The sequence below is a fragment of the Bacillus sp. z33 genome, assembly GCF_058313615.1.
The window spans coordinates 25,149-41,790 of sequence record NZ_JBZFQN010000002.1 but is presented as its reverse complement, the minus strand read 5'-3'; the positions used below and the strand labels follow the sequence as shown (position 1 = coordinate 41,790).

The window sequence follows — 16,642 nt, the reverse complement described above, 5'->3', positions numbered from 1 at the left end:
CTAATGCAACCCTGTATCAGCTTATCTTTCTCCATCACGACTTGTAGCTCCTCATTATAAGAACCTCTTACAATGACAGTGTTGCTTTTATTCAAAACAACCCCAGCAAGTTCATTTTTGACTAATCAACTTGCTTCGGCAGTCTCCCCTTTGGGCTATGATCTCTGTTGTCATCCTCACATAGCTTACTCTTGAAACCTGCACCTCTACCCCATCGAAATGATAAGGTACTATTCTGTTACTATTATTTTAATATAACAGATACCAATATTATTCACAACGGGGAATAGATGTGGTTTTTTCAGCTATTTGATTAATTATATAGATTAGGTCTTTCAAATTTTACACATTCCCAGATTATATATAATAGCTTGTAGTAATAAAATTATTGTTAAGAAACCGATAAGCTTTTTCGATTCTTATCGTAAATACTCTAGATAGAATCTCAGCAATCGAGGAAGAGAAAGAGATTCTAGAATAAGCAGTATAGGTTAATGTTCCCGTTAATTCCACGTATTATTTTTATAATACTCTACTTAAAAAAGTGAATCTGGAAGATTGAGCAAAGGTTTTACCAGTTATCTTATTAATTAAAATGCATATTGAATTTATATCAAGCCATGTACCATTAATATGAACTATGGCCTACATAAAATCACTCCTCAGCAGAAGTTACAGAGGAGTGATTTTTATCCTTTAATGCCCGCCAAGATAAGCCATTTTAACCTTTTCACTTGAGGTCAACTCATCTGCAGATCCTGAGAGAACAATTCTACCGGTCTCTACCACATAAGCACGATTAGCAATCGATAAAGCTAAATTAGCATTTTGTTCAACAAGTAGGATAGTTGTCCCCGAGGCATTAATTTCTTCGATTATACGAAAAATCGTTTTAACAAGGAGTGGTGCAAGTCCCATAGATGGCTCATCGAGTAAAAGTAATTTCGGTTTTGCCATTAATGCCCTTCCCATCGCAAGCATTTGCTGTTCTCCACCAGACAGTGTTCCTGCAGGCTGTTTCAGCCGTTCATTCAACCTGGGAAAAAGCTCAAATACCTTCTCCAGATCCTCCTTAATCCCAACTCGATCCTTACGTAAGTAAGCACCGAGCTGTAAATTTTCATCCACTGTCATATTGGCAAAAACTCGGCGTCCTTCTGGTACATGTGAGATTCCCTGCTTTACAATCTCTTGTGCTGCTTTTCCAGCAATTGATTTATCCTGATATATGATTTGACCTTGTTTCGGTTTAAGTAAACCTGAAACAGTTTTGAGCAATGTACTTTTGCCAGCTCCATTAGCACCGATTAATGTGACAATTTCCCCTTCCTCAATATGAAAAGATATTCCTCTTAATGCCTGAATATTGCCATAGTAAACATTAATATCTTCGACCTTCAGCATCAGGATACCTCCTCACCTAGATATGCCTCTATAACCTTAGGATTATTGCGCACTTCATCCGGTGTTCCGTGGGCGATTAATTGTCCGTGATCAAGTACATAAATACGTTCACACACACCCATCACAAGTTGCATATCATGCTCAATCAAAAGTACTGTTAAATCAAATTTTTCACGTATTAAGCTGATTAAGTCCATCAGCTGGTCAGTTTCTTTAGGATTCATTCCTGCTGCCGGTTCATCCAGTAAGAGTAACCGCGGATTCGTCGCTAAAGCTCTTGCTATTTCAAGCCTGCGCTGCATTCCATATGGGAGATTCTTGGCTTTTTCATCGCGATATGAATCCAAATTAAATATTTTCAAAAACTCGACGGCTTTTTGGTCCATCTCTTTTTCTCCGGAAAAATGATTGGGCATTCTAACTATTGAACTGAACATAGAATGTCTAGCCTGTGAATGATAAGCTACTTTCACATTATCAATGACAGATAAATCGCCGAACAAACGAATATTTTGGAACGTCCTGCTAATTCCCTTTCTTGTAATTTTGTAAGGTGGCAGTTTATTTAGTTTTTCATCATCTAAATAGATTGTTCCCTCTGATGGTACATAGACCCCAGTTAAAAGATTAAAAAAGGTTGTTTTCCCTGCTCCATTAGGGCCTATTAAGCCGCAAAGTTCTCCTGGAAACAGCTCCATAGACACATCTGCTACCGCTCTTAATCCTCCAAATCGAATCCCAATATTGTCAACCTTAAGTAGTGGTTTGATGGTTTGCATCCTTCACTCCCCCTTTAGTCTTCCTTTTGAAAAATGAGGTGATTTCCCTTGTACCCATCAATCCCTGTGGCCTGTATAGCATTGTCACGATTAAGATAATACTGTAAAGGAGCATTCTTGTTTCCGAATAGTCTGATAAAAACGAAGAAATGAATGTTAAAAGAATAGCTGCAATCACCGAACCTGACAAGCTGCCCAATCCTCCCAAAACTACGAATATTAAAATATCAAAGGACCTTAGGAAGCCAAAGGTAGACGGCTGTACAATATAAAAGTTATGGGCGTATAAACCACCTGCAATTCCAGCAAAAAAGGCACCAATGACAAAGGCAGCTACTTTATAATACGTAGTGTTAATCCCCATAGAATCTGCTGCTGTTTCATCTTCCCTAACAGATATACATGCACGACCATGAGTGGAATTAGTGAAATTCCGAATGACAATAATCGTCACTAAAATACAGCCAAACACCCAGGACCAAGTCGTCATTTGAGTGACCAGCATCCCTCTCGCCCCGCCAATATAATCCATATTAAGGAAAACAATACGAACAATTTCCCCAAATCCAAGTGTGGCAATCGCTAAGTAATCACCCTTTAATCGTAAGCTCGGAATCCCTATAATCATGCCGACCAAAGCCGCTATGATTCCTCCAATCAGCATAGCCAAAAAGAAAGGGATTTCAAAATTCATAGACATAATAGCAGATGCATATGCCCCAACTGCCAAAAAGCCTGCATGTCCAATTGAAAATTGTCCTGTAATACCAATAATTAAATGCAAACTAACAGCAAGGATGATATTAATCCCAATCGTGATAATAAGATTAGTATAAAAAACATTTATATATTCGCCTGAAATAAGAAACTGTATTAAGGCAAACAAAACGAATGAGAGTAAAATAGAGAGCCAAAAACCTTTAACCTTCTTAAAAATTGCCATCACTATGTCTCCCTTACACTTTTTCTCTTCGGTTTTTTCCAAATAAGCCCTGCGGCATAAAAATTAAAATCAAGATAAGGACAACAAATGCAGCTGCATCTCTCCATAAGGATAACCCGAAGGCACTGACCAACGCCTCTACTACACCAAGTAGCAGTCCACCAACCATGGCTCCCGGAATAATACCAATTCCTCCGAGAACAGCAGCGACAAAAGCTTTAAGACCTGGCATCACTCCCATTAATGGCTCTATTTTTGTATAGTAAGTCCCAAAAATAACACCTGCAGCACCAGCAAGAGCAGATCCTATCGCGAACGTAGCAGAAATTGTATTGTTAACGTTGATTCCCATTAATTTTGCTGCATCCGCATCAAATGAAACCGCACGCATCGCCCGGCCAATTTTGGTTTTATGAACAACAAATTGCAGGACGAGCATTAGGAAGATTGATACACCCAAAATCATCAGTGATTGACTTTTTATCATAACACCAAAGATATCTATGGTTTCAGATGGCAGAACATCCTTTGGATATGCTTCAGGCTGCGCTCCCCTGATGCGAATCATCCCGTTTTCAATTAATAAGGAAACACCTATTGCCGTGATGAGTGCTGCTATACGAGTGGCATTGCGAAGAGGTTTATACGCAATCCGTTCAATTAAAACTCCAAATATGGCACAAGCCACCATGGCTAGAAGCAATGCGGGGAAAAAAGATAATTCCATAATCGTAATGGCATAAAAGCCAATAAATGACCCGACCATAAATACATCGCCATGTGCAAAATTGATTAGTTTTACAATTCCATATACCATCGTATAACCCAGTGCTATTAAAGCGTATATACTGCCAAGTGATATCCCATTTACCATTTGCTGAATGAATTCCATAACCCGACTCCCCTCCGTCCATATTTCAAAAACAGGAAGCTTTTTAACAAAGCTTCCTATTCTTCTTTCTTATGGATTTACCTTCGTTTCAAAAACTTGCTTACCATTTTCATATTTTAAAATAGAAGCTGACTTAACTGGATTATGATTTTCATCCATCGTTAAATTACCCGATACAAGTTGTAAGTCTTTTGTTTCCGCCAAAGCATCTTTAATTTTTTCGGGTGTTGCATTATCCCCTGCACGTTTGATGGAATCAGCAATGAAGTAGGCTGTATCGTAACCAAGCGCAGCAAAGGCATCAGGTGATTTATCTTTATATTTCTTTTTAAATGCTGATACAAAATCCTGAATTTTTTTGTCCGGATCTCCAGCAGAATAATGATTCGTTATAAAGGTATTATTCAGTGCTTCTGTACCTGCAATCTCGATTAACTTAGGAGAATCCCAACCGTCTCCTCCCATAACCGGAACGTCAATTCCTGACTCACGTGCCTGTTTTAAAATTAAGCCAACTTCTTCATAGAATGCCGGAACAAAAATAAAATCTGGACTCGCTTTTTTAATTCTTGTCAGCGTTGATTGAAAATCAGTATCTTTTTGTAAGAACGCTTCCTCTGCTACAATTTGACCGCCCGCTTTTGTAAATGCATCTTTAAAGGCTGCTGCCAGCCCCTTGGAATAGTCACTGGAGCTATCTACATAAATAGCAGCTGTTTTTGCTCCCAATTCCTGCTGAGCAAAGTTTGCTGCAACTGTTCCCTGGAACGGATCAATAAAACATGTTCTAAATACATATTCATTGACCTCGCCATCCTTTGAAGTAATGGTTTCATTTGTTCCTGTCGGTGTAATTAATGGTACTTTATTGTCGTTTGCAACTTGGACCTGTGCTAGCGTATTTGTACTCGTTGCCGCACCAATCATGACATTTACCTTATCCTGGCTGGCGAGCTTTATAGCTCCAGTCGTTGCTTCTGCTGCATCCGATTTATTATCGTATTTCACAATCTTCAGCTTTTTGCCTTCCACACCTTCTTTGTTTATTTCATCAAGTGCCAATTCCATCCCTTCCACAATCGATTGACCATAGGATGCGCCGCCTCCGGTTAATTCAAGGTTTGCTCCAATTTTAATCGTATCTCCCTTTTCTCCGCCGCTCGATTTCTCCCCACCGCATCCAGCCATAACACCCATACCTAATGATAATGAAAGAATAATACCTGCGAGTTGCTTCTTTTTCATTACACATGCCCCCTGTTTTTCATATAGATAAAGATATGAAACGGTGATTTAATTGAAAGATTAAAATATTCTGAATATAGTTTAACTCGTACAGGAAAATATGTACATATATTTTTTTATTTTGATATTATAGCAATACATACAATTCAATCTATAACCTTAAAAACAAATAATGAACTGAAAGAACCCAGTCTCATGACTGGGTTCACTTTTGGCTATATGTATGGGAATTAACTTTGTATAGATCAGTTACTGCCTTTTTTCGTTCAGCAAGTTTATATTGAAATAGAGCGGTTGCCAATAAATTGGCCCCTATAAAAACCAGATTTCCTTGTGCATTGGAATGGAGCAGTTGGTTTTCAAAACTCATGTTCTCATAAAATTCACCTTGAGAAACCCCCAGCTTTTTTCGTTCTTCATCCATTTCTTTTAGTCCCTTTACATACTTATATTGCATTGGCAAGAGTAGAAGAGACAATAAAATATAAGCAATACCAATTCCAACTATCAATTTTACCCCCATCTCAACCCATCCTTCACTTATTTCAAGAAATTCCATACACCAATTATGTACGTATGAATATATGGAAACTGCTCCAAATTTATTATTTGAATTTTTAACAATAGACTCAAGTATTAATCGCAAAGATATGTAATCTTTAAATTTACGATCTTACTTTAGTACCTCAAAATTGCATTCTTTTATAAATTTAATATACTGTTAAAATGTAGGAATCCAAAGTATTTTAGGGGAAATGTTATTTATGTATAAAATTAACGCTGTTTCTAAACTGTTAGATATGCCATCTGTTACTATTCGTTCATGGGAAACCCGTTATCATGCCATTACTCCAAAGCGTACTGACACAGGTCACAGAATATATACTGAGGAAAATATAAATGATTTAAAATGGCTTAAAAAGCAAGTTTATAACAATAAAATGAGCGTAAGCCAGGCCGTTCAACTTCTTAAAATTCAAAAGGAAAAAGATAAAGGTATTTTCAATCAGAACCAATCAATAGACCCCACATTAAACCAACCATTCTGTAAACAAGTTGATGAACTCTTTAATGCAGTTTTGCAATTTGATTCTGAAAGATGCAATCAGCTTTTTGATTTATACTTCTCCCAATTTCATTACAAAACTGTTTTTTATTCTATTATTGTCCCGCTTATGTACAAGGTAGGTAATGCTTGGGAGCAAGGAGAATTGTCTGTTATTAAGGAGCATATGATTAGTAATATTGTGCTTCAGCGCGCCATTAATTTTTTTACGGTTTTCCAACCATCCCCTGTTCAACCTAAAGTGATTGCCATTTGTCCGGAAGGAGAGCATCATCAACTTGGATTAATCCTTTTTACGCTCTTTTTAAAAGAGCAACATTATCCGGTCTATTATATAGGTGCCAATACACCACTTGATGGGTTAGATGAGATAATTAAGGAAAAGCATATTGGTATAGTGGCCATCTCGATTTCCAGTGATAAACATGATAACGCAGTCCAAAAATACATAGACGCCCTTTATAAGAAAAATCCAAAGATTAAATTTATCGTTGGTGGGCTAGGGATTAGAGAAAGCACACAACAAGGTCCTCGCTGGGATGTATCCCCGTCTGATAAAGATTGGCTGCAGATTTTGAACGAAATCAATCAATACCTCTAAAATAAAATAACTATCCTCACACCCCTATTCATGATATGCCCCAATAAGCCGACAGATTAAAAGATAAAGTCTGTTTGCCTATCGGGGATTTTTTATATTCTAACCAAAATTCCCTGTAATTCAATTATTTGCTATTATTATATTTTTCTTATACATTATTTATATATTAACTATATTTACAATATGAATTATGTGAGGATGGGGATGCATGTTTTTAGCCTGGAATGAAATTAAAAATAATAAACTACGCTTTATTTTAATTGTTGGGGTTCTAACACTTGTTTCCTATCTTGTCTTCTTTTTATCCGGGTTGGCTAACGGGCTTGAAAACCTTAATAAAGAAGCCGTTGATAAATGGGATGCAAATGGAATCATTTTGACGGATGAATCAGATATTACGCTCCCGCAATCAAGTATGGAAATTGGCGATTATGAAGGCAATGGTACAGATGAGTATGCCGTATTGTCCCAGTTTAACTCGATTGCAAAAGTAGATGATAGTAAAGCAAATGTCTCTCTTTTCGGTATCCGTGAAGATGAATTTATTATGCCTGAGGTAACTGAAGGAAAAGCTTTTAGTAAAACTGGTGAGGTAATCGCTGATGATTCTCTTAAGGATGAGGGGTATAAAATTGGTGACGAATTGAGCCTTTCTTCCACTGACACCACTCTTACCATTACCGGATTTACAGAAGATGCAAAATTCAATGCTGCGCCAGTATTGTACGGATCTCTGGAAACCGTTCAAGAAGTTCGTTTTGGTGAAGCTGCAAAACAAAAAGAGGACCAAATTAATGGCTTTGTCATTCGTACAGATAACTTAGACAACGTCACTGTCGATGATGCGCATAAAGTTGTATCTACACAAACATTTATTGAAAATATGCCTGGATATTCAGAACAAAACTTAACTTTAACCTTTATGATTTATTTTCTATTTATTATATCTGCCGTTATCTTGGCGATTTTCCTTTATGTATTGACGATTCAAAAAATCAGTATTTTTGGAGTCATGAAAGCTCAGGGTATTTCTAACAGCTATTTATCAACATCAGTAATTGCACAGACCTTCATCCTATCTCTGGCAGGTGTACTAGTTGGTTTTATTCTAACCCTTATAACTGGTTATTTCTTACCCGCAGCCGTTCCTGTTGCCTTTAACTATATTGACATGCTGATTTATGGTGTTGTCCTGATTGTTGTATCCATACTGGGAGCACTATTCTCTGTTCAAACCATTGTCAAAATCGATCCTTTAGATGCGATAGGAGGTTAATATTATGGCATTACTAGAATTAAAAGAAGTTAACAAAGTCTTCAAATCCGGTCGCACAGAGATTGAAGCATTAAAAACGACTAACTTTACAGCAGACGCAGGAGAATTAATTGCCGTAATCGGTCCTTCCGGTTCCGGGAAAAGTACGTTTCTAACCATTGCAGGTGGTCTTCAAACACCTAGCAACGGGGAAGTTTATGTAAACGGCCAAAACTTAACTAACTTTAAGGAAAAAGAGCGAGGAGCTGTTCGATTAAAAGAAATAGGCTTTGTTTTGCAAGCTTCTAACCTTGTTCCCTTTCTTACAGTAAATCAGCAAATGCAATTACTGGATAAAGTGAAAAAGAGCAATATGCAAACAAAACAGCTACAGAATCTTATTAATGCACTGGGAATCGAAGATCTTCTTAACAGTTTCCCATCTGATCTATCAGGTGGTGAACGCCAGCGTGTTGCGATTGCTAAAGCATTATATACAGATCCAAGTATCATTCTCGCCGACGAACCAACCGCTTCCCTTGATTCAGACCGTGCCTTTGAAGTCATGGAAATGTTAAAAACCGCTACGACTAACCATGGGAAAACAACGATTGTGGTGACACATGATACTAGACTGATAGATTATTGCGATAAAGTTTATAAAATCGTCGATGGAACGCTTACTCTAGAATCAAACAAATAATTTTCCCCTCTCTGTCCATGTTATATGTATAGAATTTGAGCATCCCTGCTAATCGAGGTGATGCTCTTTTTTATTGCCGCCGCCCCTCATGTTCTAAACTACCTCCTAAACAGAACTTTCTGTAAATTACGATTATTAACTAAAATGTTTAAGCTTGCCTGCTAAATTGGTATATAAAACTACTATATTATAAAAATGAAATTAAGAAAGAGGCATACAAAAAAATGGAATCTTCCATACCAAAAAAACGACCTATATTTAAAAAGAAAAGAAAATTAAAGCGAAATTTAAAATCGAGGCACTTAACGATGATTTCACTTGGAGGAACGATCGGCACGGGGTTATTCCTTGCCAGTGGAAATACAGTTCATACAGCCGGGCCTGGTGGTGCACTTGCTGCCTATCTGATTGTCGGTATAATGGTGTACTTTCTTATGACTAGCCTTGGAGAAATGGCTGCCCATATGCCAGTTGCCGGGTCATTCAGTATTTATGGAGAGAGATTCGTTGATCCCGCATTTGGTTTTGCACAAGGTTGGAATTACTGGTATAGCTGGGCCGTCACAATTGCAGCAGAATTATCTGCGATCGTGTTAATTATGAAATTTTGGTTTCCAAACAGCCCTTCAGCTTTATGGAGCGGATTATTTCTTCTTATTATTTTTCTTTTAAACGCACTCTCCGTAAAAAGCTTTGGAGAGTCTGAATATTGGTTTTCATTAATAAAAGTGATTGCAATTATTATTTTCATTGTCTCAGGTGTCTTGATGATATTCGGAATTCTCGGTGGAGAAGCAATTGGATTCAAAAACTTCACAGTGGATGATGCACCTTTTAATGGAGGAATAACAGCTATATTAGGAGTCTTTATGGTGGTCGGCTTCTCATTTCAGGGAACAGAACTAATTGGAGTTACAGCCGGTGAAAGTGAAAATCCTGGCAAAACAATTCCTAAAGCCGTTAATTCAGTTTTTTGGAGAATTTTAATTTTCTTTATCCTATCTATTCTAATCATTGGTCTGGTTATTCCTTATACTAGTCCAGAGCTGGCTGCCACTGATAATGTGGCAAAGAGCCCATTTACTATTCTATTTGAGCGCGCTGGCATCGCCTTTGCTGCATCTGTTATGAACGCTATTATCCTAACTGCTATTCTTTCAGCAGGTAATTCAGGAATGTATGCAGCAGCTCGTATGCTATGGAACTTAGCGGAAAGAGGACATGCTCCAAAATCACTTGGAAAATTGAGCAAAAAAGGTGTACCTATCAATGCTTTAATCGCAACTGGCCTGGTTGGCTGTCTGGCATTTTTAAGTTCATTTTTTGGAGACGGTGTGGTTTATGTCTGGCTCATTAATGCAGCTGGTTTATCTGGGTTCATCGCTTGGCTTGGCATTGCCATCAGCCACTATCGTTTTCGCAGAGCATATGTGGCTCAAGGCTATGATCTAAATGATCTGCCTTATAAAGCAAAATGGTTCCCATTCGCACCACTCACTGCTGCCACGCTCTGTATCCTAATCATACTTGGCCAAAATACAGATGCTCTATTTGGCGGACCGATTGATTGGTATGGCTTAATGGTATCCTATATCAGTCTTCCACTATTTCTGATTTTCTGGTTGGGATATAAATTTATTAAGAAAACAAAGATTGTATCTCTGAAAGAAATGAATGTGAAAAAAATAAAGGCATGAAGAATGAAGAACCTCTCGTTACTAACGGAGGTTCTTTCTCCATTAAGTATATGATCTAGAAACCTTTCTATTCTATCTCATCTCTTCCTCGAAACAAACTAGCCTATCAGTCCGTGATAATCCATTACATTCCTTAAGCAACCGTTAACTTTTTCGTTCATTTAATTGCAAAAAATTGCATCCGTTTCCTCATGCACTTATTTTCCGAATTATAGATTTAAGGATATTTTCTTGATGAGTTTTGTATAATCCAATTTGGTATGTGGAATCATTTCGATTAAGCTGCATTCTTTTCATTTATGCTAAAAAGTAGGCCGAGAGTAAGGAGACAGATATGGAATACAGAATAAGAAAATTCCTTTCATTATCAGCTAATTCGTTAATCATGGGCATGATTTTGGCCTTAGTGGGTGGATTTTTAGATGCATATACGTATGTCACCAGAGACGGAGTTTTTGCGACCGCACAAACAGGAAATACCGTTTTATTTGCGGCGAGAGCAGCCAGCACAAAATATGGAGCAGCCATACAAAATGTGCCGCCTTTTTTAGCTTTTATTGCCGGCGTTTTAACAGCCGAATATATAAAAGACAAACATGATATGCACAGACGAGCTGTTTTACTATTGGAGTGTATCATTTTATTTATTGTCGGTTGGTTGCCGGGAAGTGTACCCAATATGATTGTCACGATGAGTATTGCCTTTGTATCATCCCTACAAATAGCCACCTTCAACAAACTGGAAAATTGGAGCTATAATTCAACCATTACAACCGGAAATCTGCGAACTGCCTCATCAGCTTTTTACGGTGCCTTTATAAATCATGATTCTGAATCAAAGAGAAAATTTAAAAGATTTTCCGCCATTATACTCTCCTTTATTTTCGGTGCATTAATAGGGACCTATTCCAGTGTCCATATGGGAAACACGTCTATTTGGATTGCTGCCGGAATTATCCTCTTCATCGTTATTTTATATCATAAAAGTAAAGAGAATATGGAAGAATTTATTAAGGAATAAAACGATCGGTACTAATGTTAAAAGAAAACAGCTGCATTTCTGCAGCTGTAAGATCACATTTATGCTATAGATTCTTGTATAATTTATCTTCACTTAATTCCTTAGCTAAAAACATAACTTTCTTCCACTTCATTTTTAGCCATTCCTGTGATCATATCTCCAGTTTGATAGAGATCTTCTTGTGTATTTCCGCTACTCATATATTCTTTCCAATCGCCATGTGGAATATAAATGGCATGGTTATCAAAAAGTGTATCTTTGCCTTTGTTATAGAAATATACATAACATTTTTCTTTTTGATTGGTATGAAGATTGTCTACTTCCAGAATAACTTTATGGTATTCATTTTCAGGATTTTTTTCGCTTATAAACCCCTCCATCTGATCCATTGCCTTCATTGTATCCTCGTAACAATCTCCTTTTATGACCATTATTTCTCCTAATACCACATCTTCACCAGAAGTGATAGCAGGATATCCTTTATAGGGCATATGATATAATTTCATATTTTGTAACTTGGCCTCTTTTTTCTCAATGACCTTATTATCTAAATACTTATTATAATTGAAAAAACCTTCCCGTAAACTTCCATAGACAAAAAGATTGATTCGTTTCATTAACAAATCTCTCCGCCGATCGCTTTTATATCTTTGTCATAAATAATACAAGCTTCAATAGCGAGCTCTAATCCTTTCACAATATCATTTAATGACATAAACGGTGTATTTTTCTTATCCATCACTTGCGAAGTCATATAAGGGATGTGAATAAATCCACCTCTTATATTCGGATACTTCTTATCAATCATGTACAGGATTCCATACATGACATGGTTACAGACAAATGTTCCGGCTGTATTTGATAATGATGCCGGGATGTTATGTTCATTCATATGTTTGACCATAGCTTTTACTGGTAAATTTGAAAAATACGCTGATTGGCCATCTGAATGGATAACTGCATCAATTGGTTGATTTCCTTCGTTATCTTTAATTCTATAATCATCCAGATTAATAGCAACTCTTTCAGGAGTTATATCAAATCTTCCTCCTGCCTGACCTACCGAAATCACAATATCAGGCTTGTGCTGCTCTATTGCATTCTCGATTGCTTTAACGGATTTATTTTGAACTGTAGGTATAATGACTTTAATAACCTCTGCTCCCGCGATTCTGTTGCTTACCATTTTAACAGCTTCTTCAGCCGGGTTTACTGGTTCTCCTCCAAATGCATCAAATCCAGTTATTAATACTTTCATAATTTATTCTCCTATTGTAAAGTTTTTATCTTAAAATCCCCAAATATACATCATAAATATATGAACAACTAATAATGTTAAAGCGATTGGAGCCTGTGCCCTTATGACTGAATTTTTATCTTTAAGTTCAAGTAATGCGGCTGGTAACATATTGAAGTTCGCAGCCATTGGTGTTATTAATGTTCCGCAGTAACCGGCTGTTAATGCCAGAGTTCCACAGATAAGAGGATCTCCGCCTATTGCAAATACAAACGGTACACCAATGCCGACAGTGATAACAGCAAATGCGGCAAATGCATTCCCCATGATAGCTGTAAATAGTGCCATTCCTACGCAATAAGTCGCTACACCTACAAATGCGTTCCCTGTTGGTATAACATTTGAAATAATAGAGGCGATCTTATCACCTACACCTGCAGTCGTGAATAATACGCCTAATGAAGCTAATAATTGAGGCAGAATTGCAAATGATCCGATTGATTGATACATTCTATTAGTATCTTCTAACAACTCTTTAGTAGTCCCCTTAGTTAAAACAAACGTAAATAGTAAAGCAAATATGGATGCTATACCAATCGCTACAGTTCCAGGGAAACTAGTAAACTGAGCCACAAGCATGGCTATAACTGCAATAGACAATGATGGGATGAATATTTTCAAGCCTAATTTTTCTGCCTTTAAGTTTGCAAAAGTCTCATCTAATTGTTTTAACGTTCCAATATTTATTTGCTTAGTTGCCGATAAAACGGCTATCACAACTACTAATACACCTACTATTGTACTTGGAATATAATTTCCCAGTATGAAAATTACTGCTAATAGCCCCCAAAACACTGCTGTACCAATTCTTGTTTTGTGGTTCTTATCTTTCAAGGTGAACACCATGGTAATTCCCATAAATAATCCGATCATGATATAAAATAGTTCTAATAAAATATTAGAGAATTGCGCTATATTCATTATTGGTCACCTCATCCTTCTCCATATTTTTACTAGAATACTTTTGCTTTAATTTTTTATCTAATAATAAATTTTGCACCGTCCAGAAAATAAATGCAATTACTGCTATCGGAAAAGCAACTTTCGATACTTGAAGTGTATCTACCTGCATGCCCAGCCCTTCTAATGTAGAGGCAATTAAAAGTACACCTGAATTTGCAATAAATACATTTTGCGCAAAGAAATTACCGATATTATCAGATGCTGCTGAGTACGATTTTATTCTTTCAATATCTTTTTCGTCGACTTTATCTCCATACTTAGCAATGGCTGCACCTTCTGCCATTGGGCTTACTAAAGGTCTAACAAATTGTGGATGTCCACCAAGTGTTACACCCATACCAATCGTTACTTCTCTTATAAAGGTATAACCACTCAGTAATTTTCCTGCGGATAAGCTGCTTGCTTTTTTAATCAGCATAACTGCCTTTGCTTTTAACCCATATCTTTCACTCAACCCTATAACAGGAATAGTAATCAAAAATAAACAAGTTACTCTATTTGATACAAATGCTTCTCCGAGTGTATTGAGAATTTCTACAATATTCATGTTTGCCACAAGTCCAGTCGAAATACCAGCTACAACAACAACTGCAATAGTATCTAACTTTAAGGCAAAACCTATTATTATGATAATGATCCCTAATAGTTCCATTCACAACTCTCCTATTCCAATGTTTTTATTATTCTACAATAATTTATAATTATATATTCATCCTTGTTTATTGTAAATAATATGCCTGAAGATACTTCATCATTTTAATTAGGTAAAGTAAAAAAAGGTGATTATTTTCATAAGGCTGATTTCGTAAAGATTGTTGCTAATGCGATTAAAAAAGAGACAGCTTTTTGCTTTCTCCATTGTTCACTTAAAGTTCCCGTTAGCGAGTATTCGTGAGAAAATCATATTAAACTGAGGAAGTTTAAGGATTATTTATCACAAACTGAACCCTCCTATTAACTAGGAGGGTTTTGTTTTAATATTCCTATAGTCTAGATGCCTACTCACCTACCATCCCATCACCATCGTTATCACGCATATAAGGGTACAACCAGTGGTCACTCGTTATAGGCATACTGAAACCTGCATCTTTTGCTTCTTTAATCGTCACCTCACCATTACCGTTCGTATCAACACTAGAAATATTACCGCTTGTGTTTGAACTGGTTGAATTCTTACTTGAATTGGTTGAGCTCTTACTTGAACTAGTTGAGTTAGAAGACTTGCTTTCTGTTAAACCAAGCGATTCGTTTACTTCATCCGGGTTAACATTGTCAAAATTATCTACAACCTTATTGCCCTTGATGGTATACGTATACTTATAGCTTGAAGGAACCTGTGTTTTTGTATTCGGATAAGTGATAATTGCTTCAAAATTTGTCGCACCACCTGCATCACGGATCACTTTTTCCATATATGCTTGGTCGCCATACCTGTTCAATGTACTTTCTTGTGGGGTAATATTATACGCATTCGATACCCCTCCTAGAGAGTCAGCTATGATATGTCCTTCATCAAAATTATCACTTTCCACACCCGGAACTTTTGCCTCGTCAGAGTAATATCTACCAGATGATGTTACAGTCTCGTTACTGTCATCTTGTAGAATAATCTTGTCAGCAATGACACGTACTAGTTGCCCATATTCATTAGTAAACGCCCAATATTCACGATCCCCATAGCCGATATCAACGACAACATTAGGTTCGCGATTTCCGGACAAATCGCCACCATCAACTTTGATAAGTTTATATCCTGAGAACTGTGTCTCCTCTTTTTTCTTTGCTTCTTCTTCCTTAGCTTTAGCTTCCTCTTCTTTTTTAGCTTTGGCCTCCGCCTCGGCTTTAGCCTTAGCTTCCTTTTCTTCTCTAGCTCTGGCTTCTGCCTCTGCCTTCGCCTTAGCTTCCTCTTCTTCTCTAGCTCTGGCTTCTTCTGCCTCTGCCTTCGCCTTAGCTTCCTCTTCTTCTTTAGCTTTAGCCTCCGCCTCGGCTTTAGCCTTAGCCTCTTCTTCAGCTTTAGTTTCTACCTCTGCTTCAACAGTAGCTGTATCTATTTTTTCTTCCTTTTGTTCTACCTTTTGACTACCATCTGCAACCTCTTCTACCGGAGATGTAGTAACACCAAATAAAATAAAAGATACTATTGCTACAGTCCCAAAAATCGAAAATGCATACCTTCTTTTTCTTTTATTTTCAGGAAGCCATCGTAATGCAACCCTTGGTCCAGCTAAACCGATAACTAAAGCTAAAAGAGAAATTAAAAATATACCTAAGAATAAATCATCCATCTTTTTCCTCCTTTTCTTTTATATTTATGCAAATAACAAATTGGCTTTTCCAAAATTACTCATATTCTTATTTACCACTTTGCAATCTGAAATCAACCTAGATATTATTTCCATATAGTAATAAAGCTAGAAGAATTAATAAAGAGACCTCCAGAATCTGAACCAGCTAATAGGTTATCAATATCTCTTTGTATATCATTTTTTTATATGCTATCCTGTTTTTGGGTATGCCAAATAACCCTCCAGTTTCATTTTGGAAGGTTATTCTTATATTGGATAAATATTATTTCCTAAGCTATATCCAGGAAATTCTCGTTCTTTTTCAATAAAGCATTAATCCATTAAAGCAGCTTATTTTGTACTTCACTTTCTTTTTTGGCTATGTCTATCCCCACAACTGGGTTCATTCTTTCTCGTCCTCCTGGAAGTTTACCAGTACCCCTATATCCTCCAGAGGGTATTAAAGCTTCGCTTGTTATACGAGATCTCAG

The 16,642-nt window shown here is 36.9% G+C and carries 16 protein-coding genes and 1 riboswitch; of the genes, 5 read left to right on the top strand and 11 right to left on the bottom strand.

Features of this window, described 5'->3' with window-relative positions; genetic code table 11:
- Positions 1 to 36 precede the first annotated feature (36 nt).
- A riboswitch (Lysine riboswitch) is annotated at positions 37 to 217 on the bottom strand.
- A gap of 479 nt (positions 218 to 696) precedes the next feature.
- The 6 genes from AC4G3L_RS07220 to AC4G3L_RS07195 all read right to left on the bottom strand — a co-directional run bounded on the left by AC4G3L_RS07220 (position 697) and on the right by AC4G3L_RS07195 (position 5,786).
- Entirely contained in the window at positions 697 to 1,404 is a 708-nt protein-coding gene (locus AC4G3L_RS07220; RefSeq protein WP_491076293.1) for an ABC transporter ATP-binding protein, read from the bottom strand.
- Positions 1,404 to 2,183: an ABC transporter ATP-binding protein gene (locus AC4G3L_RS07215; RefSeq protein WP_491076292.1), complete on the bottom strand. Its 780-nt coding sequence runs from the start codon at positions 2,181 to 2,183 to the stop codon at positions 1,404 to 1,406. The genes AC4G3L_RS07220 and AC4G3L_RS07215 overlap by 1 nt, the downstream gene beginning before the upstream one ends.
- Entirely contained in the window at positions 2,158 to 3,126 is a 969-nt protein-coding gene (locus tag AC4G3L_RS07210) for a branched-chain amino acid ABC transporter permease (RefSeq protein WP_491076291.1), read from the bottom strand. Before AC4G3L_RS07210 ends, AC4G3L_RS07215 begins: the two co-directional genes overlap by 26 nt.
- A 13-nt stretch (positions 3,127 to 3,139) precedes the next feature.
- On the bottom strand, positions 3,140 to 4,018 hold the full coding sequence (locus AC4G3L_RS07205; RefSeq protein ID WP_491076290.1) for a branched-chain amino acid ABC transporter permease: 879 nt from the start codon (positions 4,016 to 4,018) through the stop codon (positions 3,140 to 3,142).
- 69 nt (positions 4,019 to 4,087) lie between these two features.
- On the bottom strand, positions 4,088 to 5,263 hold the full coding sequence (locus AC4G3L_RS07200; RefSeq protein ID WP_491076289.1) for an ABC transporter substrate-binding protein: 1,176 nt from the start codon (positions 5,261 to 5,263) through the stop codon (positions 4,088 to 4,090).
- Positions 5,264 to 5,468: 205 nt separating this feature from the next.
- Positions 5,469 to 5,786, bottom strand: a complete 318-nt coding sequence (locus AC4G3L_RS07195; protein WP_491076288.1) for a DUF3949 domain-containing protein — start codon at positions 5,784 to 5,786, stop codon at positions 5,469 to 5,471.
- 241 nt (positions 5,787 to 6,027) lie between these two features.
- Between AC4G3L_RS07195 and AC4G3L_RS07190 the strand changes: the two genes are divergently transcribed.
- From AC4G3L_RS07190 to AC4G3L_RS07170, 5 genes are all read left to right on the top strand, one after another.
- Positions 6,028 to 6,930, top strand: a complete 903-nt coding sequence (locus tag AC4G3L_RS07190; RefSeq protein ID WP_491076287.1) for a MerR family transcriptional regulator — start codon at positions 6,028 to 6,030, stop codon at positions 6,928 to 6,930.
- A gap of 208 nt (positions 6,931 to 7,138) precedes the next feature.
- Positions 7,139 to 8,206 carry an ABC transporter permease gene (locus tag AC4G3L_RS07185; protein ID WP_491076286.1) on the top strand — a complete coding sequence of 356 codons (1,068 nt, stop codon included), beginning with the start codon at positions 7,139 to 7,141 and terminating at the stop codon, positions 8,204 to 8,206.
- A 4-nt stretch (positions 8,207 to 8,210) separates the two neighbouring features.
- Positions 8,211 to 8,888 carry an ABC transporter ATP-binding protein gene (locus AC4G3L_RS07180; protein WP_491076285.1) on the top strand — a complete coding sequence of 226 codons (678 nt, stop codon included), beginning with the start codon at positions 8,211 to 8,213 and terminating at the stop codon, positions 8,886 to 8,888.
- Positions 8,889 to 9,112: 224 nt separating this feature from the next.
- Positions 9,113 to 10,585: an amino acid permease gene (locus tag AC4G3L_RS07175; RefSeq protein ID WP_491076284.1), complete on the top strand. Its 1,473-nt coding sequence runs from the start codon at positions 9,113 to 9,115 to the stop codon at positions 10,583 to 10,585.
- A gap of 334 nt (positions 10,586 to 10,919) precedes the next feature.
- Positions 10,920 to 11,606 (top strand): YoaK family protein, encoded by a 687-nt coding sequence (locus AC4G3L_RS07170; protein ID WP_491076283.1) that lies wholly within the window; start codon positions 10,920 to 10,922, stop codon positions 11,604 to 11,606.
- 101 nt (positions 11,607 to 11,707) lie between these two features.
- On the opposite strand, the gene AC4G3L_RS07165 is transcribed toward AC4G3L_RS07170, so the two are convergent.
- The 5 genes from AC4G3L_RS07165 to AC4G3L_RS07145 all read right to left on the bottom strand — a co-directional run bounded on the left by AC4G3L_RS07165 (position 11,708) and on the right by AC4G3L_RS07145 (position 15,917).
- Complete coding sequence (locus tag AC4G3L_RS07165; protein WP_491076282.1) at positions 11,708 to 12,223, bottom strand: gamma-glutamylcyclotransferase family protein; 516 nt, start codon at positions 12,221 to 12,223, stop codon at positions 11,708 to 11,710.
- Positions 12,223 to 12,864 (bottom strand): pyroglutamyl-peptidase I, encoded by a 642-nt coding sequence (gene pcp, locus AC4G3L_RS07160; RefSeq protein ID WP_491076281.1) that lies wholly within the window; start codon positions 12,862 to 12,864, stop codon positions 12,223 to 12,225. The genes AC4G3L_RS07165 and pcp overlap by 1 nt, the downstream gene beginning before the upstream one ends.
- A gap of 30 nt (positions 12,865 to 12,894) precedes the next feature.
- Positions 12,895 to 13,824, bottom strand: a complete 930-nt coding sequence (locus AC4G3L_RS07155; protein ID WP_491076280.1) for a DUF979 domain-containing protein — start codon at positions 13,822 to 13,824, stop codon at positions 12,895 to 12,897.
- Positions 13,802 to 14,518 (bottom strand): DUF969 domain-containing protein, encoded by a 717-nt coding sequence (locus AC4G3L_RS07150; protein ID WP_491076279.1) that lies wholly within the window; start codon positions 14,516 to 14,518, stop codon positions 13,802 to 13,804. Before AC4G3L_RS07150 ends, AC4G3L_RS07155 begins: the two co-directional genes overlap by 23 nt.
- A 346-nt stretch (positions 14,519 to 14,864) precedes the next feature.
- Positions 14,865 to 15,917 carry a DNA/RNA non-specific endonuclease gene (locus AC4G3L_RS07145; protein WP_491077160.1) on the bottom strand — a complete coding sequence of 351 codons (1,053 nt, stop codon included), beginning with the start codon at positions 15,915 to 15,917 and terminating at the stop codon, positions 14,865 to 14,867.
- Between the last annotated feature and the right edge of the window lie 725 nt (positions 15,918 to 16,642).